This is a genomic window from Dactylosporangium cerinum (genome assembly GCF_042653625.1).
Classification (GTDB): Bacteria; Actinomycetota; Actinomycetes; order Mycobacteriales; family Micromonosporaceae; genus Dactylosporangium; species Dactylosporangium cerinum.
In genome coordinates this window covers 194,450-216,897 of sequence record NZ_JBHSIU010000010.1, presented here as the reverse complement: position 1 = coordinate 216,897, position 22,448 = coordinate 194,450, and the positions used below count along the sequence as shown (strand labels likewise).

The 22,448-nt window shown below is 71.3% G+C and carries 17 protein-coding genes; 7 read left to right on the top strand and 10 right to left on the bottom strand.

What is annotated here, in order from left to right:
* The gene (locus tag ACFPIJ_RS07325; protein WP_380113862.1) at nucleotides 1–210 is read left to right on the top strand and encodes a ferredoxin; all 210 of its coding nucleotides are present in this window, start codon (nucleotides 1–3) and stop codon (nucleotides 208–210) included.
* Here ACFPIJ_RS07325 and ACFPIJ_RS07320 read toward each other — a convergent pair whose 3' ends face one another.
* The gene (locus tag ACFPIJ_RS07320; protein WP_380113861.1) at nucleotides 211–3,999 is read right to left on the bottom strand and encodes a SpoIIE family protein phosphatase; all 3,789 of its coding nucleotides are present in this window, start codon (nucleotides 3,997–3,999) and stop codon (nucleotides 211–213) included.
* A 253-nt stretch (nucleotides 4,000–4,252) separates the two neighbouring features.
* On the opposite strand from ACFPIJ_RS07320, the gene ACFPIJ_RS07315 reads away from it, so the two are divergent.
* On the top strand, nucleotides 4,253–4,942 hold the full coding sequence (locus ACFPIJ_RS07315) for a GntR family transcriptional regulator (RefSeq protein ID WP_380113860.1): 690 nt from the start codon (nucleotides 4,253–4,255) through the stop codon (nucleotides 4,940–4,942).
* Between the two features lie 43 nt (nucleotides 4,943–4,985).
* Here the strand turns inward: ACFPIJ_RS07315 and ACFPIJ_RS07310 are convergent, their stop codons facing one another.
* Both ACFPIJ_RS07310 and ACFPIJ_RS07305 read right to left on the bottom strand, forming a co-directional pair.
* The gene (locus tag ACFPIJ_RS07310; RefSeq protein WP_380113859.1) at nucleotides 4,986–5,840 is read right to left on the bottom strand and encodes a DUF2127 domain-containing protein; all 855 of its coding nucleotides are present in this window, start codon (nucleotides 5,838–5,840) and stop codon (nucleotides 4,986–4,988) included.
* A gap of 38 nt (nucleotides 5,841–5,878) precedes the next feature.
* The gene (locus ACFPIJ_RS07305) at nucleotides 5,879–6,772 is read right to left on the bottom strand and encodes a phosphatase PAP2 family protein (protein ID WP_380113858.1); all 894 of its coding nucleotides are present in this window, start codon (nucleotides 6,770–6,772) and stop codon (nucleotides 5,879–5,881) included.
* Between the two features lie 128 nt (nucleotides 6,773–6,900).
* Here ACFPIJ_RS07305 and ACFPIJ_RS07300 point away from each other — a divergent pair, with 128 nt between their 5' ends.
* A complete protein-coding gene (locus tag ACFPIJ_RS07300) occupies nucleotides 6,901–7,692 on the top strand; it encodes a maleylpyruvate isomerase family mycothiol-dependent enzyme (RefSeq protein ID WP_380113857.1) in 792 nt (263 codons plus the stop codon).
* Nucleotides 7,693–7,835: 143 nt separating this feature from the next.
* Here ACFPIJ_RS07300 and ACFPIJ_RS07295 read toward each other — a convergent pair whose 3' ends face one another.
* From ACFPIJ_RS07295 to ACFPIJ_RS07285, 3 genes are all read right to left on the bottom strand, one after another.
* A complete protein-coding gene (locus tag ACFPIJ_RS07295; RefSeq protein WP_380113856.1) occupies nucleotides 7,836–8,156 on the bottom strand; it encodes an LppU/SCO3897 family protein in 321 nt (106 codons plus the stop codon).
* A 166-nt stretch (nucleotides 8,157–8,322) separates the two neighbouring features.
* Nucleotides 8,323–10,536 carry a M4 family metallopeptidase gene (locus tag ACFPIJ_RS07290; RefSeq protein ID WP_380113855.1) on the bottom strand — a complete coding sequence of 738 codons (2,214 nt, stop codon included), beginning with the start codon at nucleotides 10,534–10,536 and terminating at the stop codon, nucleotides 8,323–8,325.
* A 133-nt stretch (nucleotides 10,537–10,669) separates the two neighbouring features.
* Complete coding sequence (locus ACFPIJ_RS07285) at nucleotides 10,670–11,374, bottom strand: HAD family hydrolase (protein WP_380113854.1); 705 nt, start codon at nucleotides 11,372–11,374, stop codon at nucleotides 10,670–10,672.
* 68 nt (nucleotides 11,375–11,442) lie between these two features.
* On the opposite strand from ACFPIJ_RS07285, the gene ACFPIJ_RS07280 reads away from it, so the two are divergent.
* The 3 genes from ACFPIJ_RS07280 (at nucleotide 11,443) to ACFPIJ_RS07270 (ending at nucleotide 14,999) form a co-directional block, all read left to right on the top strand.
* Complete coding sequence (locus ACFPIJ_RS07280) at nucleotides 11,443–11,844, top strand: hypothetical protein (RefSeq protein ID WP_380113853.1); 402 nt, start codon at nucleotides 11,443–11,445, stop codon at nucleotides 11,842–11,844.
* 119 nt (nucleotides 11,845–11,963) lie between these two features.
* Nucleotides 11,964–13,019, top strand: a complete 1,056-nt coding sequence (locus tag ACFPIJ_RS07275) for a magnesium and cobalt transport protein CorA (protein WP_380113852.1) — start codon at nucleotides 11,964–11,966, stop codon at nucleotides 13,017–13,019.
* Complete coding sequence (locus tag ACFPIJ_RS07270; RefSeq protein ID WP_380113851.1) at nucleotides 13,020–14,999, top strand: APC family permease; 1,980 nt, start codon at nucleotides 13,020–13,022, stop codon at nucleotides 14,997–14,999. It begins immediately after the preceding gene.
* A 4-nt stretch (nucleotides 15,000–15,003) separates the two neighbouring features.
* Here the strand turns inward: ACFPIJ_RS07270 and ACFPIJ_RS07265 are convergent, their stop codons facing one another.
* The 3 genes from ACFPIJ_RS07265 to ACFPIJ_RS07255 are packed head-to-tail and all read right to left on the bottom strand — an operon-like array spanning nucleotide 15,004 to nucleotide 18,379.
* Nucleotides 15,004–17,166 carry an ABC transporter permease gene (locus ACFPIJ_RS07265; protein WP_380113850.1) on the bottom strand — a complete coding sequence of 721 codons (2,163 nt, stop codon included), beginning with the start codon at nucleotides 17,164–17,166 and terminating at the stop codon, nucleotides 15,004–15,006.
* Nucleotides 17,163–17,846 (bottom strand): ABC transporter ATP-binding protein, encoded by a 684-nt coding sequence (locus ACFPIJ_RS07260; RefSeq protein WP_380113849.1) that lies wholly within the window; start codon nucleotides 17,844–17,846, stop codon nucleotides 17,163–17,165. Before ACFPIJ_RS07260 ends, ACFPIJ_RS07265 begins: the two co-directional genes overlap by 4 nt.
* Nucleotides 17,843–18,379: a PadR family transcriptional regulator gene (locus ACFPIJ_RS07255; RefSeq protein ID WP_380113848.1), complete on the bottom strand. Its 537-nt coding sequence runs from the start codon at nucleotides 18,377–18,379 to the stop codon at nucleotides 17,843–17,845. The genes ACFPIJ_RS07260 and ACFPIJ_RS07255 overlap by 4 nt, the downstream gene beginning before the upstream one ends.
* Before the next feature lie 62 nt (nucleotides 18,380–18,441).
* Here ACFPIJ_RS07255 and ACFPIJ_RS07250 point away from each other — a divergent pair, with 62 nt between their 5' ends.
* On the top strand, nucleotides 18,442–19,050 hold the full coding sequence (locus ACFPIJ_RS07250) for a hypothetical protein (protein ID WP_380113847.1): 609 nt from the start codon (nucleotides 18,442–18,444) through the stop codon (nucleotides 19,048–19,050).
* A gap of 907 nt (nucleotides 19,051–19,957) precedes the next feature.
* Here the strand turns inward: ACFPIJ_RS07250 and ACFPIJ_RS07245 are convergent.
* Entirely contained in the window at nucleotides 19,958–22,444 is a 2,487-nt protein-coding gene (locus tag ACFPIJ_RS07245; protein ID WP_380113846.1) for a DNA gyrase/topoisomerase IV subunit A, read from the bottom strand.
* Between the last annotated feature and the right edge of the window lie 4 nt (nucleotides 22,445–22,448).

Below are 22,448 nucleotides of genomic sequence, written 5' to 3'. Positions count from 1 at the left end.
ATGACCCGGTTGCACGTCGACTGGACCGCCTGCCAGGGGCGGGGGCACTGCACGGAACTGCTGCCCGAACTGCTCGCGCCGGACGAATGGGGGTACCCCCGCAGCATCGACGACAGCAGGGAGCCCGAGGTGCCGGTGCCGCTGCTCCCCCATGCCCGGCGCGCGGTCCAGCACTGCCCGCGGCTCGCGCTGCACCTGACCCAGTGGTAGCTAGATCGAGCGCATGCACCACACGGCCTTGCCGTCGGCCGTGGGGCGGGTGCCCCAGCGGTCGCACAGCGAGGACACCAGCTGCAGCCCGCGGCCGTGCTCGTCGTCGGGGGTCGGGCGCTGCTTGCGGGGCAGGTAGGTCGCGGTGTCGTGCAACTCCAGCACGACGTGGCTGCCGCCGTTGCGCAGCCGCAGCTGGATCGGCGGGCGGCCGTGCAGGACGGCGTTGGCGGCCAACTCGCTCACCACGAGGACGAGATCGTCGATGACCCGGGCCGGGACGTCCCACCGGCGCAGGGTGGTGTCGACCAGCTGGCGGGCGGTCCGCACGGACTGTTCCTCGGCGGGGATGTCGTGGATGACGGACCGCTCCCCGCCGGGCTCGGCGACGACCCGGGCGAGCAGGACGGTGATGTCGTCGTCGGGCCCGTCGGGCAGCAGCGCGGCGACGAGCCGGTCCGGCACGTCGGCGAGCGGTCCCGCCTGATCGCCCTTGATGGCGCCGACGTGCGCCGCGAGCGCGTCGATGCCGGTGTCGATGTCCCGGTCCCGGTGTTCGACGAGGCCGTCGGTGTACAGCGTCAGCAACGCACCGACGGGCAGCTCGACGCGCTCCTCGATGAGGGTCAGCGGGCCCGTGCCCAGCGGCGGGCCGGAGACCGAGAGGTGCCGCACCGTGCCGCCGGGGAGCAGCAGCAGCGGCGGGAGGTGCCCGGCGTTGGCATAGGTGAGGCTGCGCTCGCCCGGGTCGTAGACGGCGTAGACGACGGTGACGATCTGGTCCTCGCTCAGGTCCCGCACGACGCCGTCGAGGAACTCCAGGACGTCGGCGGGCGGCAGATCCAGCCGCGCGTAGGCCCGGACCGCGGCCCGCAGCTGCCCCATGACGGCCGCTGCGGGGACGCCCCGGCCCATGACGTCGCCGATGACGAGGGCGGTGCGGTCGGCGCCGAGCTCGATCACGTCATACCAGTCGCCGCCGACCTGGGTGCCGGCCACACCGGGCCGGTAGTAGGTGGCGACCTCCAGGTGCTCGGGGTCGAACGTCAGCGGCGGCATCAGGCTGCGCTGCAGCTCGTCGGCGATGCGGTGCTCCCGGGCGGCGGCCTCCTGCAGGCCACTGGCGGCGGCGAGGGCCTGCTCGGCCCGGCGCTGCTCGGTGATGTCCTGGTTGGAGCCGCGCAGCCGGACCGGGCCGCCGGCGGCGTCGCGTTCCAGCTCGCCGATGGTCCGGAAGACCCGCAGCGTGCCGTCGGGCTGGAAGACCCGGGCCTCGTAGTCCAGGGGCTCGCCGGTGACCGCCGCGGCCATCGCCGCGTCGACGAGCCCGCGGTCGTCGGGGTGGAGCCGGGCGTTGGTGACGTCGCGGGCCACCGGGTCGAGAAGCTCCGCCGCGGTCATGCCCATCTGGCGCAGGAACTCCTCGGAGCCGTGCACGTCGCCGGTGGCGAGGTCCAGCTCCCAGCTGCCGACGGACGCGAGGCGCTGCGCCTGGTCCAGCAGCTCGCGGCTGCGCTGCAGCTCGTCGCGGGTGCGCCGGACCCGGTCGAACTCCAGGTTGGCCCGGACCCTGGCCCGCAGCTCCCGCGGCGAGAACGGCTTGATGAGGTAGTCGTCGGCACCGGCGTCGAGCCCTTCGACGGTTGCCTCGTCGCCGGCCCTGGCCGACAGCATGATGACCGGCAGGTGCGCGGCGGTGCTGTCCGCGCGCAGGGCGGCGACCAGGCCGAAGCCGTCGAGCTCCGGCATCATCACGTCGGTGAGGACGAGGTCGGGCTGGGTGCCGCGCACCGTCCGCAGCGCGGTCGCGCCGTCGGTGGCCTCCACGACCTGGTAGTCGGCCTCGAGGATGGCGCGGATGTAGTCGCGCATGTCGGAGTTGTCGTCGACCACCAGGACCGTCGGCGCGCTGGACGGTGCCGCGGCGACCGGTGCCGGCGCCGGGGTAATCCACCGCTCGACCTCGGCCAGGAACCCGGGCACGACCCGGTCGGCGGCGGCCGGCCGGTCACCGAACTCGTCGGCGGGGTGCGCCGGGATCTGCTCCGGCTCACCGAACGGCAGCCGGACCGTGAACGTGCTGCCGGCGCCCGGCGCGCTGCGGACGCCGACCGTGCCGCCGTGCAGCACGGCCAACTCGGCGACGAGGGCCAGCCCGATGCCGGAGCCCTCATGGGTGCGGGAACGGGCGCCCATGATGCGGTGGAACCGGTCGAACAGGTTGGCCTGGTCGCCCGCGTCGATGCCGACACCGGTGTCGGTGACGCTGAGCTCCGCGGCGCCGTCGACGGCCGCGACCCGGACCGTGATCGACCCCTCGAACGTGAACTTCAACGCGTTGGACAGCAGGTTCAGCGTGATCTTCGCCCACATCTCGCGGTCGGCGAGGACCGGCCGGGGCAGCGGCGGGCAGTCCACGACCAGGGCCAGCCCCGCCCGCTGGGCCGCCGAGTCGAACATGCCGGCCAGCTCGGCGGTGGCCGTGGCCAGGTCGAGCGGCTCGAAGCGGGGCTCGACCTTCCCCGACTCCAGCTGCGAGAAGTCCAGCAGCGTGTTGACGAGCTTCAGCAGCCGCTCGGCGTTGCGGTGCACGACCTCGACGCGCTCGCGCTGCCCGGGCGGCAGCGGCGCGCTCCGGTCGGTCAGGGCGTCCTCGGCCGGGCCGAGCAGCAGCGTCAGCGGCGTGCGGAACTCGTGGCTGACGTTGGTGAAGAACGCCGTCTTGGCCCGGTCGAGCTCGGCGAGCGACTCGGCCCGGCGGCGCTCGGCGGCGTAGGCGCGGGCGGTGCCGATCCTCGCCGCGAGCTGCCCGGCGATGAGGTCGATGAAGCCGGCGTACGCGGCGTCGAAGGGCCGGTAACGGTTGAGCCCGACGACCAGGAACCCGTAGGGCCGGCCGCCCCCGGGCGCGGGCAGCGGCACGAGCCGGACCTCGGTCGGCGGCTCGTCCCAGGCGCCGGCGGGCAGGTCGGTGTAGCCGCCGAGGGTGAGCGGCACACCCCGGGCGAGCTCGGCAACCGGCCAGAACGGCTCGCCGGCGGGGTCGAGGACGTCGGGCGCCACCTGAGTCCCGGCCGGCACGCCGGTCCGGCACGCGAGGTGCGCGGTGTCGCCGTCCTCGTCGAAGAGATAGGTGAGGGTGAACGGCAGGTCGTCGGCGCGGGCACTCAGGTGCCGGGCGGCGGCGGCGAAGACACTCGCCTCGGTGACGCCGTCCTGCCCGCCGCGCTCCATGCCGCCGCCTGCGGTGTCGCCGCTCGCCGCGCCGCCGCTCTCAGCGCCGGCGTTCTCGGGGACGGCGCTCTCAGTGTCGGCGCCCAGGTCGCGCAGGGTCGCCATGCGGCGCTCGCCGATGACCCGGTCGGTGTCCTCGCTGACCACGCAGAGCATGCCGGCGATGTCGCCCGCGTCGTCGGTGAGCGGGCTGTAGGAGAACGTGTGGTAGGTCTCCTCGGTGAAGCCGCTGCGGCCGAGGAACAACCGCAGCGCCACGTCCCAGGTGGCGGTGCCGGTCGCCATGACCGCGTCGATCCGGGGACCGATCTCGGGCCAGATCTCGGCCCACACGTCGCGGGCCGGCTTGCCCAGTGCCCACGGGTACTTCTTGCCGAGGGTGTCGCGCCGGTAGGCGTCGTTGCAGAAGAACGTCAGCTCGGGGCCCCACGCCATCCACATCGAGAACCGTGAGCCGAGCAGGATCCGCACGACCGACCGCAGGCTCTGTGGCCAGTCCGCCGGGGCACCGAGCGGGGTGGCCGTCCAGTCGACCGCGCCGAGGTCACGACTCACCTCGGAATCGTCGGTCATCGACCAGGCCGCCTCACCCACCCGACCAGCGTACGCAGTTCCGCGCACTCCGGGCGACGCTGTGCTGGCGGGTGCGGCGGGGGCCAGTGCGCCATCGGCGGTGCGGCCGCCCCCGTCTGCATCAGCCGCACCGCCGATGGCGAACCAGCTGCGGGAATGTGAGGATGACCCTGCCCTCCATCCGATCGTATATGATTGTGTGGGTGCCGGTCCCTGTCAAGAGTGGAACTCGCACGTGCAGCCTGAGCACAGCAGCACCGGGCCGTCCGGGCCCTCGAAGCACGAGCTCGCCTATCGCCGGATCCGCCAGCGCATCCTCGACGGCCGCTACCAGCCGGGGCACCGCCTGGTGCTCAGCACCCTGGCCCGGGAGCTGGACGTCTCCCCCGTCCCCGTGCGGGAGGCGATCCGCCGCCTCGAGGCCGAGGGGCTGGTGAGCTTCGAGCGCAACGTCGGCGCGCGGGTGGCGACGCTCGGCGACGACGACTGGGTGCAGCTGGTGGAGATGCTGGCGCTGCTGGACGGCTACGCGTTCGCAGCCGCGGCACCGCAGATGACCGCGGAGCTGATCGGGACCGCCCGCGCCCTCAACGCCCAGTTGCGCCTCGAGCAGACCCACGAGCGGGTCATGGCGCTGCACCGGGAGTTCCACCGCACGATCTACCGGTGTTGCGGCAACCGGCACGTGATCGAGGCCCTGGAATGGATCTGGGACCGCATCGACGCGTCGCGGGTCCTGGCGTCGCTGTATCCGCGGCTTCGGGTGCGCGCCGCCGTCGACGAGCACGACGCGCTGCTGAACCAGCTGGAGCGGGGCGAGGACGACGCCAGGGTGCTGGAGTCGTGCGCCCGGGAGCACAACCTGAACACGATCCGTGCGATCCGGGCGGCCGGCACCACGGACGTCGCCGGGTCCGGACATTAAGAAGACCGGCATCCACGGGGGAAGATGCCGGTCTCGCGTTCAACTATACGACGCCCACACGATTCCCGCCAGTGGTCAGTTCTGCGGAAGGATCGTCCGGCGGCCCGGCCGGGGACTTCGGGTTGCGCAGCCCCCGCGGCAGGGTCGGTTCGCTGGCCGCGATCTCGACCTCGATGAGGCTCGTCTCGTGCCGCTCCGCGGCGTAGGCGGCGTGACCGCCCCGCAGCCCGAAGAGCCGCTTCGACAGCAGGATGTAGAGCACGGCGATGATGTTGATCACCAGGGCGCCGATCCGCAGCCAGGTGACCTTCTCCGACAGCTCGTAGATCTCCACCGGCAGGCCGAGGGAGGTGGCGACGACGGCGAAGTACTCGCCCCAGCGCTTCAGCATCCACAGGCCGACGCCCTCGACGACCTGCAGGACGCCGTAGAACATCAGGCCGATCGCGACCCACAGCAGGGTCTTGGACTCCGCCTCGATGACCGTCCGGATCGTGTGGATCATCGCGGAGTCCTCGAACTTCCAGCCGATCCGGTCCGTGAACGGCCGCAGCAACGGCAGGTCCTCGTTGAAGGCGCGCTCGACGCCGTCGCGGTGGGTGCGGAAGCGGAACACGCCGTAGCCGGCGAGCAGCACGATGATGCCCTTGAGGAACCGCTCGATCGACAGCAGCCGCAGGACGAGGGCGTCGCGCAGCGCCCGGCCGCGCAGCACGATGGGGGCGCCGTCGGCGGGGCCGGCCGACTGCGGCTCGCCGATGACGAAGTCACCGCACCGCAGGCAGCGCCAGGCCTCGCCGACGGGGGTGGCGGTGTGCAGCCGCTCCCGGAAGGGCGACTCGTCGGGCGCGTACGTGACATGGCCGCGCCGCGCGCAGGTGCGTAGGTTCCAGTCCACGCGCTATTCGTACCCCACCTCCGCCAGTGCGGAGAAGATCAGGTCGGCTTTCCAACCTTCTGCGGGTGGCCGCCGCTGTCGGAGATCGTGTCGCCGAACGTGGCCAGGTAGGCGGCCTCACCGACGGCCAGGTACTCCAGGTTGCGGCGCAGCTGCACCGGGATCCGCACGGGTGGGGGCTCGGCGCGCCGGGTCCGGCCGACCAGGAACAGCAGCGCGCCGACCAGGATCGCCGCGATGATGCCGTCCAGCCAGTAGTGATTGGCGGTGCCGACCACGACGATCATCGTGAGCACCGGGTGGGCCAGCCACAGCCAGCGCCACCGGCTGCTGGTCGCGACGATCAGCCCGCAGGCGACCACGAGCGCCCAGCCGACGTGCAACGACGGCATCGCCGCGTACTGGTTGCTCAGCGTGTCGGTCTGCGGCGGCCCGTACACCGAAGGCCCGAACTTCGCGGCGGTGTCGACCATGCCGATCCCGGCCAGCATCCGCGGCGGCGCGAGCGGGAACGCGAAGTGCATCGCGAGCCCCGCCGCGGTCAGCCACGCGAGGATGCGCCGGAAGCGCAGGTAATGTGCGGGGCGGAAGATATACATGAACAGCAGGAAGGCGACCGTCGCCGGGAAGTGCACCACCGCGTAGTAGACATTGGCGGAGCGGATGACGACCTCGGAGGCGAGGAGCAGGTGCTGCAGGTCCACCTCGTCGGGCAACCACAGGGCCCGCTCGGCGTGCCAGACGAGCTTCGCGTTCTCGTAGGCCTCCCCGACGCGACCGTCGACGAGCAACCGCCCCATCTTGTAGGCGAGGAACAACCCGACGACCAGCAGCAGCTCGGCCCAGGCACGGGGGCGCACCCGCGCCCCTTTCTGGGCTGCGGTTGGCGTGGCGGCGTCGTCCCGTTCACGCAACCCCGGCCCCGTGTTCACGATCGACAACGTACCTGATGTTGCCAACCCGGCAATATTGCTGATCGGGCAGAACCCGCCATGGCCTGCATCACAAACTTGTTTATCCTTCAAGGAAATAGTCAATATTCAAGGGTTGAGGGAGCACGATGACCAGCCGAGCCGATCAGGCGATCGCCGCCCTGCGCAAGGGGCACGAAGACCTCACCGCTCTCGTCCGCGGGCTCACATCTGAGCAGCTCACCGGGCCTTCAGCGGCCAGCGAGTGGGATCTCTCCCAGGTGATCAGCCACCTGGGCAGCGGCGCCGAGATCAACCTGGAGGCGGTGCGCGCCTCCCTCGAGGGGCGGCCCGCCCCGGAGTTCGAGTTCAACAAGGGCGTGTGGGCCCGCTGGGACGGCATGACCCCGGACGAGCGCGCTGTCGAGTTTCCGATCGCGAACCAGCGCCTGGTCGAGGCCTACGAGGCGTTCGACGCCACGCAGCGCGCCGAGCACCGCATCGACGTGGGCTGGATGCCCGAGCCCGTCGACGTGGCGACGTCGGCCGTGCTGCGGCTCACCGAGTTCGGCTACCACGACTGGGACGTGCGGGCCGGCCTCGACCCGTCGGCGACGCTCGCCCCGGAGGCGGCCGTCCTGATCGACGACCGGATCGAGGGGCTCTTCGGCTGGATCGCGAAGCCGGCGTTCCTCGACGGCCGCACCGCCGACCTGCTCGTCACGCTCACCGACCTCGGCGAGCGGCGTGGCCTGCACCTGAAGGACCCGGTCACGCTGGGCGACGCGCCGGCGGCACCGGACGGCGAGCTGAGCCTGACCCTGGAGGCGTTCCTGCGCCTCGCCGCGGGACGCCTGTCCGCGAAGTACACCCCGGCCGATGTGAAGATCACGGGGCCGATCAGCCTCGACGACCTGCGCGCCGTCTTCCCGGGCTACTGAGCGCACTCGCAGAGCGACCCCGGCACCGGAAGTTCCGGGCCGGGGTCGACGGGGGTGGTGGGGGCGGTGGAGCGAAAGTCAATGTGGGGTGCGGCGGCGCCTGCCGGAGCGCCTGGGTCAATGCCGCTGCCCCTGAGGCCGGATCAGGCCTTGAGCGCCTTGAGGCAGAGCACGTCGCCCGCCTGGCCGGCCTTGCCCCACCAGTAGGTGGCAGCCGTCTCGGGGAACGCGTCGCACGCCGACTGCTCCGCCTCGGTCTGCTTCTTGTTCTCGACCTTGCCGATGACGCTGAAGTCGGCGTCGGCGGCGTCACACTTGACGATCTTCACCTCGCTCGACGACACCTGGTGGAGGCAGTCGCCGACCTTGGCGTTCTCACCGGAGTCACGGTTGAGGTACCAGCCGACACCGGCCAGGATGGCGAGCACTACGAGGGAACCAACGAACTTCACAACCTTGGACATGCGGAAGTTTCTACCGGTCACACTGCGTTCCCGCTGCCCCCCGATCGTATCGGTTGCATCACACCTCACCTGATAGCTGACCTGCACGGAAACGGGCGAGGGACAACGGCCCCTCGCCCGCACCTACAGTGACCGTCATGCCACGGTCAGCGTGTCCGCCCTGGTTTTACAGGGTGAGCGTCCAGGTATCGATGCGTCCCGTGTCGAGGCTGGCGGCGTCGCGGACCCGCAGGGTCCAGGTGCCGTTGGCGGCCTCGGAGGACAGGTTCACCGAGTAGGTCTGGATGATGTTGTCGGTGCTGCCGCCGGTCCGGTTGTGCAGGTTGTAGACCGAGCCGTCCGGCGCGACCACGTCGACCACCAGGTCACCCTTGTAGGTGTGGATGATCGTCACGTTCACCGAACTGGTGGCCGAGGCGTTGCGGGCACAGCCACTGATCGTGATCGTGCTGGTGACCGTGGTGTTGTCCGGGATCGCCACGTCGTTGCCGTTGGTGCCGGTGCAGCCGGGCGCGCCATTGACGGTCAGGCTGAACGTGGTGGTCCGGGTCGAGCTGGCGCCCGTGCCCGTGATGGTCACCGCGTACGTGCCGGACGGCGTCGACGCGGAGGTCGCGATCGTCAGCGTGGACGTGCCGCCGGCCGAGTTGATCGAGGCCGGGCTGAAGCTGGCGGTCGCGCCCGACGGCAGGCCGGACGCGGTCAGCGCCACGGTCTGCGCCGCACCGTTGGTGAGCGTCGCGGTGACCGTGCTGGTCACCGAGCTGCCCGGGTTGACCGAGCCGCTCGCCGGCGAGGCGGCGAGGGAGAAGTCGTTGCCGGTCGGGCAGGCGGCGTCGTTGCCGGCCACGTTGACCGCGGTCCACGCGGCCTGGACGGCCTTGTACTCCGCGGAGCAGGTGCCGTGCAGGTCGGTCGCGGCACGCAGCGTGTACGCCCGGGCGGTGTTGGCCGGGTTGCTGGTGTTCACGTAGGACGTGTTGGACGTGAAGTACACGTCGAGCGCGCGGTACCAGATCTTCTCGGCCTTGGCCCGGCCGATGCCGACGACCGCGGGGGCGGAGCCGCAGACCGGCGAGGTGCCGAAGCTGGTGGCGCCGGTGCCCTCGGCGAGGTCGAAGAAGAAGTGGTTCGCCACGCCGGAGCTGTAGTGCACGTCGACGTTCTTCGTGGTGGTCGACCAGCAGCCGTGCGACGAGCCGTCCAGGGTCGGGTTGTACATGTAGCGCAGCGGCGTGTTGTTGCCGTTGATGTTGATCTTCTCGCCGATCTGGTAGTCACCCGGGTCGCTGGGCGCCGCGGCGTAGAACTCGACCATCGAGCCGAAGATGTCGCTGGTGGCCTCGTTGAGACCGCCGGACTCGCCGGAGTAGACCAGGCCCGCGAGGGCCTCGGTGACGCCGTGGCTCATCTCGTGGCCGGCGACGTCGAGCGCGACGAGCGGCCGGTTGTTGCCGGAGCCGTCGCCGTAGGTCATCTGCGAGCCGTCCCAGAACGCGTTGACGTACGCGTTGCCGTAGTGCACGCGGGAAGGCACGCCGGCACCGTTGCCGAAGATGCCGTTACGGCCGTGCACGTTCTTGTAGTAGTCGAACGTCTTCGCCGCGCCGAAGTGCGCGTCGACCCCGGCCGACTGCCGGTTGGAGTTGGCGCCGGTGCCCCACGTGTTGTCCGCGTCGGTGAACGTCGTGCACGTGCTGGTGCCGTTGTTCATGTCGCAGGTGCGGCCGTTGCCGTGCGACGGGTCGATCATCTGGTACGTCGAGCCGGACAGCGTCGTGTCGATCGTGACGGTGCCCGAGTAGATGCTGTTGCCGGTGCCGTTGACGGTCTCGATCTCGTCGAACGCGCCGCGGACCGCGTTGCTGTTCGCGTCCGTGATGACGTGCAGCTTCGACGGGGTCTGTCCGTCGGCGAGCCAGCCACTGATCACGGTCTCGTAGGCCAGGACGCCGGTGCCGTCGCTGGCGTCGACGAACAGCTCAGGGCTGCCGACGGCGGTGATCGAGCCCTGGAACGCGGACTTCGCCTTGGCCGCCCCGGCCGTCTTGGACACCGCGGCGGTGGTGCCGAGGGTGAGCGGCGCGTGCAGGCCGACGGACGTGCCGGCGAACGTGCCGTCCGCCGCCGCGTGCACGACGAAGTCACCGCCGTAGACCCGCAGGCCGTGGTAGGTGCGCGCGTACCGGGTATGGGACGCCCCGTTGGCGTCCTTCTTGCTGCTGGTGACGGTGTACGCCTCGCTGTCGGCGGCGCGGATCTCGGCGCGGTGCGCCTGCAATGACGACGGGGATGGCGACGCGCTAGCTGGTGACGCGACGGCGGCCAGCATGCCGCCGGTGAGCAGCAATGCACTGGCGGCGGCGATCGATCGTTTCACTCGGCCTCCCTGGCAGCGGATCTGTCGTGACGGTAGCCACGCATGTACATATAGCAATGCCTGCGGATGGCCGATCCATATCACTTCGTCCATATCACCGGCACCGTCACCCGTTGGGGCGGACCGGCGCCGCCTACTGGGAGCGCGCCCGCACCTTCGCCGCGAGGTCGAGCACCGAGCGCAGCCGGCGGTCCTCGGGCACGTCGGCCCGGCCCTCCGGGTCGATGAGGTAGGCGGTCATGCCGAACTTCTCCGGGCCCACGAAGTCGGCGGTGTACGTGTCCCCGACGAAGATCGCGGCGCCGGGCGCGATCCCGAGCCGTTCGACGGTCGCGGCGTAGATCGCCGGGTGCGGCTTGCGCCAGCCGACCTCCACCGACGTCACCACCGCGTCCATCGCGTCGAGGATCCCCATCGCGGCGAGGTGACCGGGCACCAGGTCCGGCTGGTGCGTGTTGGTGACCACCGCCAGCCGGTACACCTGCGACAACGACCGCACCAGCGCCGCTGTTGCCGGCGGGTAGGAGACGCCGGCGCTCCACTCCTCCAGATAGATCCGGATGAAGGCGGCCACGTCGCCGGCCGCCGGGACCCGGCCGAGCACCTCGCCGAGGTAGGCGGCGCCGACCTGCGTCATCGAGAACTCGCGGTCCTCGACGTCGGCGGCCCGGTCGAAGCCGGCGAACACGCGGTCCCAGCCCTCGACGAACTGCGGGTAGGACACCCCGGCGCCCAGGCGCCCGAGCTCGGCGAAGGAACGCGGATACCCCTGGCTGGTGCGCCGCGGGTCGTAGCCGACGAGCGTGCCGAAGAAGTCGAACAGGATGTGCGTGTGCATCCCCGAAACCCTAACCACGCGCATCGACAGGTCTTGAAGCCCGGGCTACCCGGGAGTAACTTGACCGGATGCGAATGGTGGCACTGGTCATCGCGGCGGTCGGAATCCTCGTCGAGGGCGTGGTCGTCGGCGCCGCCCTGTTCGTGGTCGGCGGGGTGATCGGCGCGTATTCGATGTCGCTCAACGGCGCCGACCCCGGTCACGCGCAGGTCGCCATCCGGATCGCCGCCGTCGTCCTCGGCGCGCTGCTGGTCGCCCTGGGCGCCCGGCTGCTCCTCGCGGCACTTCGCCAGCGGGCCGCCCGCCGCTGGACGATCGTCGCACTGGTCGTGCAGTGCGTGGTCGTCACGATCGCCGGCGTCGCCCTCGGCTGGGAGGTCTTCGCCGGCACGCTGCTCGTGCTCGGCACGCTCTTCTACGTCCTGCTCGACGAGAGCGACGAGCCGGCCCGCGCGCTGTCCGGCAGCTGACCGTCCCACGGCGCGGCCCTCCGACGATCAACACGGTAGTTTGGCGCTACCGCGTTGAAGGGGGCTCAGCAGTGCAGCAGGTCAAGGTTGGCCGCCGGGTCGGCCGAATGATCGGCCGGATGATGCGCCACCTCCAGCCCGACGAGCCGCTGCCCCACCTGCTCGCCGACGGCTCGGAGAACTCGATCGTCGACTGCGCGCTCTATCTCCGGGGCGTGCGGCAGCCCGGCGAGCTGACGTTTCACGAGGCGTACTCGGCGGCCCGCCGGCGGCGCAACGGGTTCGTCTGGCTGGGCCTGTTCGAGCCGACGTGGGCGCAGTTCGCGGCCGTCGCCGAGGAGATCGGCCTGGACGACCTGACCGCCCAGAAGGCGCTCGCGGCCGAGCGCCGGCCCGCGGTCGAGCGCCGCGGCGACGTGACGATGCTGGTGGTGCGCACCGCCCGGTACGTCGAGCACGCCGAGCTCACCGCCACCTCCGAGGTCGTCGACACGGGCGCGGTGACGCTGCTCATCGGCGCGAACTTCGTGGTGTCGATCCGCCACGGCGGGGCCGGCGCGCTCGCCGATGTCCGCCAGCAGCTCGAGAAGCGCCCGGCCATGCTCGCCAACGGCCCGTGGTCGGTCGCGTATGCGGTGTGCGACCGGATGATCGAGGTCTACCACGAGGTCTCGACCGATGTGGAGCAGGACGTGGAGCAGCTGGAGCAGACCGCGTTCCTGCGCGTCGGCGGCTGCGACGTGCAGCAGATCTACCAGCTCAAGCGGGAACTGGTCGAGTTCAAGCGGGCGGTCGTGCCGCTGCAGGCACCGCTGCGCAGGATGAACGACCCGGCGGTGGTGGAGATGCCGCCGCAGTTGCGGCAGTACTTCGCCGACCTGCTCGGCCGGCTCACTCAGGTGGTCGATCGGGTCGCCTCGGACAACGAGCTGCTCGACTCGATCCTGCAGGCCCGCCTCGCCCAGGTCGGCCTCGACCAGAACAACGACATGCGCAAGATCGCCTCGTGGGCCGCGATCGCCGCGCTGCAGACCGCCATCGCCGGGATCTACGGCATGAACTTCGACCGCATCCCGGGACTGCACTGGCAGTACGGCTTCTATCTGATACTCCTGATCATGGCCGCCGGCTCGGTGGTGCTGTACCGCTCCTTCCGACGATCCGGCTGGTTGTAGATGACCTCAGTTGATTACCGCCTGCCCGCGAAGGTCGACAGCCCGGCGCCGCCGAGCCCGCCCGGCAACCCGGTCAGCCGATGGCTGCTGGCGCACCGCGTGGCGCCGATCGGCCCGGAGGCGCAGGAGGACCACACCGAGCCGCAGGCCTGGTGGAAGGTCATGTCGCTGACCGGCGTCGACTACTTCTCCACGCTGTCCTACCTGCCGGCGATCGCCGCGCTCGCGGCCGGCGCCCTGTCGCCGCTGGCCACCCTGCTGATCGTCGCGCTCACCCTGCTGGGGATGCTGCCGATGTATCGGCGGGTCGCCCGTGAGAGCCCGCACGGGCAGGGCTCGGTGGCGATGCTGGAAAACCTGCTGCCGTTCTGGCGCGGGAAACTGTTCGTCCTCGTGCTGCTCGGCTTCGTCGCCACGTCCTGGATCATCACGATCACCCTGTCGGCGGCCGACGCCTCCGTGCACATGATCGAGAACCCGGTCTTCCCGGACTTCATCCACGGCCACGAGGTCCTGATCACGGTCGTGCTGCTGCTGATCCTCGGCGGCGTGTTCCTGCTCGGCTTCAGCGAGGCCGTCGCCGTCGCGATCCCCCTCGTCGCGGTATTCCTGCTGCTCAACGCCGTCATCGTGATCGTCGGCGCGGTCGACGTCTTCACCACCGCCGGGGCGCTCGCCGACTGGCGGCACGCGCTGACCACCGAGCACGGCAGCGGGTTCGGCGGCCTGATCCTGCCCGCGCTCATCGCGTTCCCCTCGCTGGTGCTCGGCCTGTCCGGGTTCGAGACCGGGGTCAGCATGATGCCGCTCATCGCCGCGGACGGCACCACCGACGAGGAGCGCCGCGAGTCCCGGCTGCGCAACACCAAGCTGCTGCTCACCACGGCCGCCGTCATCATGTCGGTGTACCTGGTGGCGACCAGCTTCATCACCACGGTGCTGATCCCGGCGAAGGAGTTCCAGCCCGGCGGCGCGGCGAACGGCCGGGCCCTGGCGTTCCTGGCGCACGAGAAGCTCGGCAACATGTTCGGCACGGCCTACGACGTCTCCAGCGTCCTCATCCTGTGGTTCGCGGGTGCCTCGGCGATGGCCGGCCTGATCAACATCATCCCGCGGTACCTGCCCTCCTACGGCATGGCACCCGACTGGGGCCGCGCCGTGCGTCCGATCGTGCTGGTGTACACCGCGATCAGCATCGGCATCACCATCGCCTTCGGCGCCGACGTCAACGCCCAGGCCGGCGCCTACGCGACCGGCATCCTGGCGATGATGGTCTCCGGTGCGGTCGCCGTGACCATCTCCGCCGCCCGCGCCGGCGAGCGCTCGAAGACCGTCATGTTCACCGTGCTGACCCTGATCCTGCTGTACGCCCTGGTCGCCAACGTCATCGAGAAGCCCGACGGCATCACCATCTCCGGCATCTTCATCGCCGGCATCATCGTCGTGTCGCTCGTCTCCCGGGTCACCCGCACCACCGAGCTGCGCGCCGACGCGATCGAGTTCGACGAGCCGGCCCGGCGCTTCGTCACCGACTCCATCGACTACGACGGCGAGCTCAATCTCATCGCCCACCGCGAGTCCGGCGACGAGGAGGAGTACGCCGACAAGGAACGCGAGCAGCGTGGCGTCAACCCCGTCCCCGGCCGCGCCGACATCCTCTTCCTCGAGGTCACCGTCGTCGACCCGTCCACCTTCAGCGGCACCCTGCAGGTCCGCGGCGTCCAGGTCGGCAACCACCGCATCCTGCGCACCGAGAGCCCGGCCGCGCCGAACGCGATGGCCGCGATCCTCCTCGCCCTGCGCAACGCCACCGGGGTGCGACCGCACGCCTACTTCGCCTGGGCGGAGGGCAATCCGCTCGGCCACCTCTTCCGGTACCTCATCCTCGGCCGCGGCGACACCGCTCCGGTGGTCCGCGAGATCATCCGGTCCGCGGAGCCGGATCCCTCCCGGCGTCCCGGTATCCACGTCGGCGGCTGAGGGCTCATTCGAAGCGCACGGTGTCGTGCCTGGTCGCGATGTCCATGAACGGCAACGCGATCAGCGACACCGCGAAGGCCGCGAGCGCCGCGACGCCGAGGCCGGCGAAGAAGCCGGGGTCCGGCCAGTTCCACTGCCCCGGCGGCAACGCCACGGCCGTGGCCAGCAGCGCCAGCCCGACACCGCCGAGCACGCTGAGCGCCAGCGGCAGCCCGATCTCGAGCACCACCACGGCGCGCAGCTGGCCCAGGCGCATGCCCGACGCGCGCAGCACCGCGAACGGGCGCCGACGCTCCAGCACGCCGTTGATCACCGACACGGTCAGGCTGCAGGCGGCGACCAGCAGCACGAACACCATCGCGTAGGGCAGCACGGCCGCCAGGCCGCCGACCGATCCGGCGGCGCCGCTGCGGGGCAGGTCCTGGCTGGTCTTGCTGCGCGACAGCGGCACCGCGACCGCGGCGACGGTGCGGACGCGTTCCTGCGCCGCGACGGTCCCGTCGGTCCGGATGAACAGCGTCTGGATCGCCAGTTCACCGGCGTCCGGGCCGGGCTCGAGGAAACCGCTGGCGTCGAAGATGTGATCGGCGCCGCTCGCCCCGGGGTACGGCAGCTCGAACAGGTCTTCCAGGGCGAGATAGTCCTCGTTGCCCGTCGGACCCTCGACGTACTGCGGCAGCGGGCAGCCCAGGTCCGTCACCCGGGCCAGGTCGGCGCAGGCGATCACGACCTGACGGGACGGGTCGCGCCGGGCGACCGTCACGTCCCCGGTCATGAGCGGGGCGAGGGCCTCCTCGGGCACGCCCTGCACGTGGACCGCGACGACCCCGCTGTCCAGCACCGACGGGGTTTCCGCGGCCGCGGGCCGGCCCTGCACCGCGACGAGGGCGATGGAGGTCGCCACGTACATGGCGAGGGCGGCGCCGCTGACGGACCGGAACGCGCTGTACGGGTCCGCGGCGATCCGGCGCGCCACCATCAGCGTGGTCGGGCCGCCGCTGAGCCGGGCCAGGCCACGGGCGACCCAGTGACACGCCCAGGCCCCGACCAGGAAGAACCCGACCAGCATGGACAGCGAAGCGATTGCGGCCAGCACCCCCACGTACACGGGCGGCTCCTGGTCGGGGTCGTTGCTCAACTGGGCGGAGTACCAGGAACCGGCGATCCCTGCGGCGAGGGGCAGCAACCGCCACGCCCGCGGTTCCCTTCTGCGTTTCTTGCCGTGCTGCCACGGCCGCACCGCGGCGAGCGTCACCACCGCCGTGCCGACGGCCAGGACGAACACCGCGACCAGCGCCACCACCATCGGCACCACCGGCACCCGGATGTCCTGCGGGAAGATCGGCATACCGTGGCCCAGCGTGATGCCCTTCGCGAAGACCGGCCGCAGCGCCACGAACGCCCCGCCGCCGACCGCGATCCCGGCGAGCGCCGCGCCGGCGGTCTCGGTCGCGGCGAGCGTCGCGGTCTGCAGCCGGGTCGCACCGGCCAGCCGCAGCGCGCCGAAGCGCTGCTCGCGCCGCACCCCGCCGACCCGCGCGGCCATCGAGACGAAGACCGCGACCGGGCCGATGATGAGTGCGGCGAGCATCCCGAAGAGGACCCCGAGGATGGCGTACAGGTCCTGGCGCTCACCCGGTTGCTCGATGCCGTGGATCACGGTCGTGCCGTACGTCGCGCGCATCTGCTCCGGGGTGCGTCCCACGATGCCGACCAGCTCGTCGGGCATGATGAGCCCGGCGGGCTTGATCTCGCCGACGACCCGCCCCGGGAACCGGTCGCCCAGCTGGTCGGCCGGCACGGTCCGCAGCAGCTCGGCGAGCGCCGGCGACACGATCAGCTCACCGGGCCCGGGCAGCCGGTCCATGCCCGGCGGCACCGGCGGGTGCTCCCCCAGCGCGGCGACGTGGACCCGGGTGACGTCCTTGCCCGCATACCGGTCCGTGACGGCCAGCCACAGCGCCGGGTCGGGCGCGGTCGCCGGACTGGCCGCGTCGGTGCGGTGCCAGGCGAGCCGGTCGATGTGCTGCTGCAGGATCGGCAACGCGGTCAGGCTCAGCAGGAGCAGCACCACCCCGGTCGCGACGCCGATCGTCATCAACGCCATCCGGGCCACGGCCTCCCGGCCGCCGGCGAGGGCCATCCGGATGCCCAGCACGATGTTCATGCCGCCCTCGCCGGCTGCACGATCCGCCCGTCGCGGACGGTGATCTGGCGGTCGGCGTACGCCGCGACCCGCGACTCGTGGGTGACCACCACAACGCCCGCGCCCTCGGTCTTCGCCGCCGTCACGAGCAGCTCCATCACCTCGTCCCCGGCGACGGTGTCCAGCGAGCCGGTCGGCTCGTCGGCGAACACCACCCGGGGCTTGGCGATCAACGCGCGGGCGATCGCGGCCCGCTGCCCCTGCCCGCCGGAGACCTCACCGGCCAGCCGGTCCCCGACGTCCACCAGCCCCAGCCGCGGCAGCCACTGCCCGGCGGCCTCGAACGCGGTCCGCCGTCCCTTCCCGGCCAGCAGCAGCGGCAGCGCGATGTTCTCCAGCACCCGCAGCTCCGGCACCAGCTGGCCGAACTGGAACACGTAGCCGAACACGCTGCGGCGCAACCGGCTCCGCTCCCGGTCCGGCATCCGGTTGACGAGCCGCCCCTCGAACACCACGTCGCCGGCGTCCGGCCTGATCAGACCGGCCAGGCAGTGCAGCAGCGTGGACTTCCCCGCGCCGCTCGGCCCCATCACGGCGAGCACCTCACCCGCCGCGACCGCGACGTCCGCCCCGCGCAGGGCCGGCGTCGACCCGAAACTCTTGTGCAGTCCTCGCCCGATCAGCAGCGGGGTCTCGTTCACGACTCGACCTCCATCTCCATCTCTTCGATCAGGTGGTCCAGGCGCCCCGCCGCGTGGTCGATCCACCGCAGGTCCGCCTCGATGTGGAACAGCTGGAAGTCGATGTGCAGCCCATCGCGCAGTTTTGCCGTCCGGCGCGCCGCGGTGAGCTCCCGCATCACCTTCAGGTGCGCCTCGCGCTGCATGTCGAGATACTCGATCGCGGGCCGCCCGGCCATCAACGCCAGCAGGACCTTCTGGAACAGCACCGTCTGGAGCTGCGGTTGCGGCTCCTCCGGCTCGGACAACCAGCGCTCCAAGTCCGTCACCCCTTCCGCGGTGATCGAGTAGCGCTTGCGGTCAGGACCGGCGCCGGACTCGACGCCGACGATCGCGACCAGGCCGTCGCGTTGCAGCTGCGCGAGCGTCCGGTACACCGCGCCGAACCGCAGCGGACGCACCGCGCCGAACCGCCGGTCGTAGGACTGCTTGAGGTCGTAGCCGTGGCGGTCCGCCTCTTGCAGGAGCCCGAGCAACGCGTACGAGACCGTCATGCCTGCCGACTATACCCGGTGGGTATACCCGCTGGGAATAGCCGCCTGCTAAGCTCCGCCCCGTGTCCTTCACCTTCATCACGGCGGCCCGGATCACCATGCCCCGCAAGGGTTTCGACGCCTGGCTCGGCACCCCACTGCCGCCCGCCTCGACCATCTCGAACCCGGCTTCGATGTTCGAGGGCTGGTACTGGTCCTCCCGCGAGGCTTCGTCGACCTGGACCTCCGCCGCGACGACGCCACGCGACCTGCTCGCCGGGCGCCTGACCGACCCCACGACCCTCACGGTGCTGCGCCACCGCGACGGCGCCCTGGAGGCGTACCTGTGGACGGTCGGCCACTCCGGCGCCTGGGAGGGCCCGGCCCAGCAACTGCTGCTGATGTTGGCCGGCGCCGGTGCGTTCAAGGACGACGACAGCTCGGACCACGTCCTGTTCTGGGAGGACGCCGCGGGCGCCCTCCCCACCCGCAATGAGGACGCCCTGCTGGCACTGCTGGCCGTGGACCGGCACGGCGCCCGGTTCATCGGCCGGCGCCCCCTCGCCGATCTGCTCGCCGGGCTTTCGCCGGTCGAGGAGGCGTTCGCCGAGCTTGCCGAGGTCCTGGAGGAGTCCCTGGACGAAGGCGCCCCCCAACCGCTCGACCCCACCTACGTCGACCTCAACGCGTAGCCAGCTCGCCAACCCTCGGCCTGCCGCTTTCGGCGTGTTCTCCCCCAAGAGCCTCTTGGTAGCTGCCGGTTGAGGTTCCGGTGGGGGTAATCCGCTTGGAGCCTCGCTGGTGTCGGTCCTCGGGGCTCGGTGGTTCCGCCCGGCCGCTGGCGCGTCCGTGCGACAGGGTTGCGTGGTCCCGGTTCGTGCCGTCTTACGGTGATCCCAAGCCAGACTCGCACGCACCTGATCCAGCGCCGTCGAGGGGCGTCATTCGGTGGTCTCACACCGCCGCCAGTTGCAAAACCTCCGAACACATCCCCATATCCGGGCGAGGAATGGCAACGACCCCCGCGCGCCCGGCGCGGCATTCCAGCGCTACCCGAGAACCGGATCAGCCGCTCCCGCCCGCGCGCCCCGCGACGGACGTCGCGAACGGTCACCATGCCGGCGTCGGCGGAACGGCCCTGGACCGGGACGTCGCGCAGATGTTCGCCAGCAAGCGCGATGGGGTGGGGACGTGTACGGACGCCTCCCGCGCCTCACGCTTTCACCGCGACACGACGGCGGATGCGGCGGCTCGGTTCATGATCCAAGGCGCCACCCGGCCGCTCATACACCACAACAGCGGACACCGGACCAGAGGCCGGCAAAACAGGACGTAACACCCCGGCAGCGTCAGGAAACAGGTAGGGCATCCTCGCGACGGCAACCACGGCCAGGCTGCAGTTGGTGCGGCCCCGGCCGGTCCGACGACGGCCAGCCACGCCCGACGAAGTCGGCGACGAACCCCTGGAACCGCTGCCCCCACAGCACCGCGGCGGCAAATCGGCGCTGCGGCGGAGTCAACCGCGCCCGGCGCAGCCGGTGGCGAGCCCGGTAGCCGCCGCCCCAAACACCGCGGCGGCTACCGGTGTGGCGGCGCGGGTCAGCCGCGCTCGACGAGGTGGCCGACGATCTCCGGGGCGCGCAGCTGGGCGCCCGAGCCGTCGCGGCGCTGGTCGGGGGCGGGCAGGTCGCGGGGTTCGCCCTTGGTGGAGGAGGCTGCGGGGCGGGGGCCGACCCAGGCGAGGACCAGGCGGGTCTCGCCCTTGAGGAAGCGCTGGGCTCGGACGCCGCCCGTGGCCCGGCCCTTCGCCGGGTAGAGGCGCAGCGGGGTCATCTTGGCGTTGCCGATGGTGGCGGTGACGACCATGGGCTCGCCGTGCTGCGGGTCCTGGGTGTTGACGGCGCCGAAGAAGAGGACCTGGGCGCCGTCCGGGAGGGCCACGCCGGCCATGCCGCCGCCCTTGAGGCCCTGGGGGCGCACGAGCTTGGCCGGGAAGCGCAGCAGCGACGCGTCGGAGGTGACGAACGCGAGGGTCTCGGTGCCGTCGCCGAGCCAGGTCGCACCGACGACCTCGTCGCCTTCGCGGAGGCCGATGACCTCGAACTCGTCGGCGCGGACCGGCCACTCGGGGGCGCAGATCTTCACCATGCCGTTGCGGGTGCCGAGGGCGAGGCCGGGTGAGCCTTCGGCGCCCGGGCCGCCGAGCGGGGCGAGGGTGACGACGGTCTCGCCGGCCTGGAGCGGGACGAGCTCGGCGGTGGACATGCCGCCGCGCAGGGAGACGGTGCCGGTCTGCTCGGGCAGGACCGGCAGGGGCAGGACGTCGACCTTGAACGCCCGGCCGAGGCTGGTGACGAGCAGGACCTGGCCGCGGGCCGTGGTGTGCACGACGGCGCGGACGGTGTCGTGCTTGTCGCGGCCGGCCTTGCGGCTGCCCTCGGGGGCCTCCTCCGACTCGGCGGCGGTGCGGGCGACGAGGCCGGTGCTGGACAGCAGGACCTGGCACGGGTCGTCGGACACCTCGAGGGGACCGGCGGGGACGGACGCGGCGAGGACCTCCTTGAGGTCGCCGTCGATGAGGGTGGTGCGGCGCGGCTGGGCGAACTCCTTGACGACGGCGGCGAGCTCGTCGGAGACGACCTTCTTGAGGACCTTCTCGTCGTCGAGGATCTGGCTGAGCGCGGCGATCTCGTCGTTGAGGCGGGCCTGCTCGGCCTCCAGCTCGATGCGGTCGTAGCGGGTGAGGCGCCGCAGCGGGGTGTCCAGAATGTAGGTGGCCTGGATGTCGCTGAGACCGAACTCGCTCATCAGGGACGCCTTGGCGGCGGCCGCGTTCTCGCTGGCACGGATGAGAGCGACGACCCGGTCGATGTCCAGCAGCGCGACCAGCAGGCCGTCGACGAGGTGCAGCCGGTCCTGGCGCTTCTTGCGGCGGAACTCGGTGCGGCGGGTCACGACCTCGTAGCGGTGCGCGAGGAACACCTCGAGCAGGGGCTTGAGGCCGAGGGTCTGCGGCTGGCCGTCGACGAGGACGAGGTTGTTGACGCCGAAGGACTGCTCGAGCGGGGTCAGCCGGTAGAGGTCGGCGAGGAGGGCCTGCGGGTTGACGCCGACCTTGCACTCGATGACCAGCCGGGTGCCGTTCTCCCGGTCGGTGAGGTCCTTGACGTCGGCGATGCCCTGCAGGCGCTTGGTCTTGTTGACCTCGTCGGTGATCTTCTCGATGACCTTCTCGGCGCCGATGCCGTAGGGCAGCTCGGTGACGGTGATCGCCTGCCGGCCGCGGCTGCCCTCGAGCAGGCCGATCTCGATCCGGCCGCGCATGCGCACGACGCCGCGGCCGGTCTCGTAGGCGCGGCGGACCTCGTCGAGGCCCAGCAGCAGCCCGCCGGTCGGCAGGTCCGGGCCGGGGACGAACTCCATGAGTTTGTCCAGGGTGGCGGCCGGGTGGTTGATGAGCCAGCGGGCCGCGGCGACGACCTCGCCGAGGTTGTGCGGGATCATGTTGGTGGCCATGCCGACGGCGATGCCCGAGGAGCCGTTGACCAGCAGGTTGGGGAACGCGGCCGGCAGCACCGACGGCTCCTCGAGGGATCCGTCGTAGTTGGGCCGGAAGTCCACGGTGCCCTCGTCGAGCTCGCCGACGAGCAGCATCGCCTCCCGCGACATCCTGGCCTCGGTGTATCGCGAGGCGGCCGGCCCGTCGTCCGGGGAGCCGAAGTTGCCGTGGCCGTCGATGAGGGGCACGTTGAGCGAGAAGTCCTGCGCCATGCGGACCATCGCGTCGTAGATCGCGCTGTCGCCGTGGGGGTGGTACTTACCCATGACGTCACCGACGACGCGGGACGACTTGACGTGGCCGCGGTCGGGGCGGTGCCCCTGCTCGCTCATCGAGAACAGGATCCGGCGGTGCACCGGCTTGAGGCCGTCCCGCGCGTCGGGCAGCGCACGGGAGTGGATGACCGAATACGCATACTCCAGGTAGGAGTCCTCGACCTCGGTGATGAGCGGGTTGTTGAGGACCCGCGCACCCGCCTGGTCGAAAGCGGACAGGTCGGCCTTCACTGGTGTGGCCTTGCGTGCCATGTCG

Excerpts from the sequence above, each read along its gene's own strand:
- ACFPIJ_RS07325 (WP_380113862.1), top strand. The coding sequence starts at position 1 with ATGACCCGGTTGCACGTCGACTGGACCGCCTGCCAGGGGCGGGGGCAC.
- ACFPIJ_RS07300 (WP_380113857.1), top strand. The coding sequence starts at position 6,901 with ATGACCAGCCGAGCCGATCAGGCGATCGCCGCCCTGCGCAAGGGGCAC.
- ACFPIJ_RS07295 (WP_380113856.1), bottom strand. The coding sequence starts at position 8,156 with ATGTCCAAGGTTGTGAAGTTCGTTGGTTCCCTCGTAGTGCTCGCCATC.
- ACFPIJ_RS07285 (WP_380113854.1), bottom strand. The coding sequence starts at position 11,374 with ATGCACACGCACATCCTGTTCGACTTCTTCGGCACGCTCGTCGGCTAC.
- ACFPIJ_RS07280 (WP_380113853.1), top strand. The coding sequence starts at position 11,443 with ATGCGAATGGTGGCACTGGTCATCGCGGCGGTCGGAATCCTCGTCGAG.
- ACFPIJ_RS07275 (WP_380113852.1), top strand. The coding sequence starts at position 11,964 with ATGATGCGCCACCTCCAGCCCGACGAGCCGCTGCCCCACCTGCTCGCC.
- ACFPIJ_RS07270 (WP_380113851.1), top strand. The coding sequence starts at position 13,020 with ATGACCTCAGTTGATTACCGCCTGCCCGCGAAGGTCGACAGCCCGGCG.
- ACFPIJ_RS07265 (WP_380113850.1), bottom strand. The coding sequence starts at position 17,166 with ATGAACATCGTGCTGGGCATCCGGATGGCCCTCGCCGGCGGCCGGGAG.
- ACFPIJ_RS07255 (WP_380113848.1), bottom strand. The coding sequence starts at position 18,379 with ATGACGGTCTCGTACGCGTTGCTCGGGCTCCTGCAAGAGGCGGACCGC.
- ACFPIJ_RS07245 (WP_380113846.1), bottom strand. The coding sequence starts at position 22,444 with ATGGCACGCAAGGCCACACCAGTGAAGGCCGACCTGTCCGCTTTCGAC.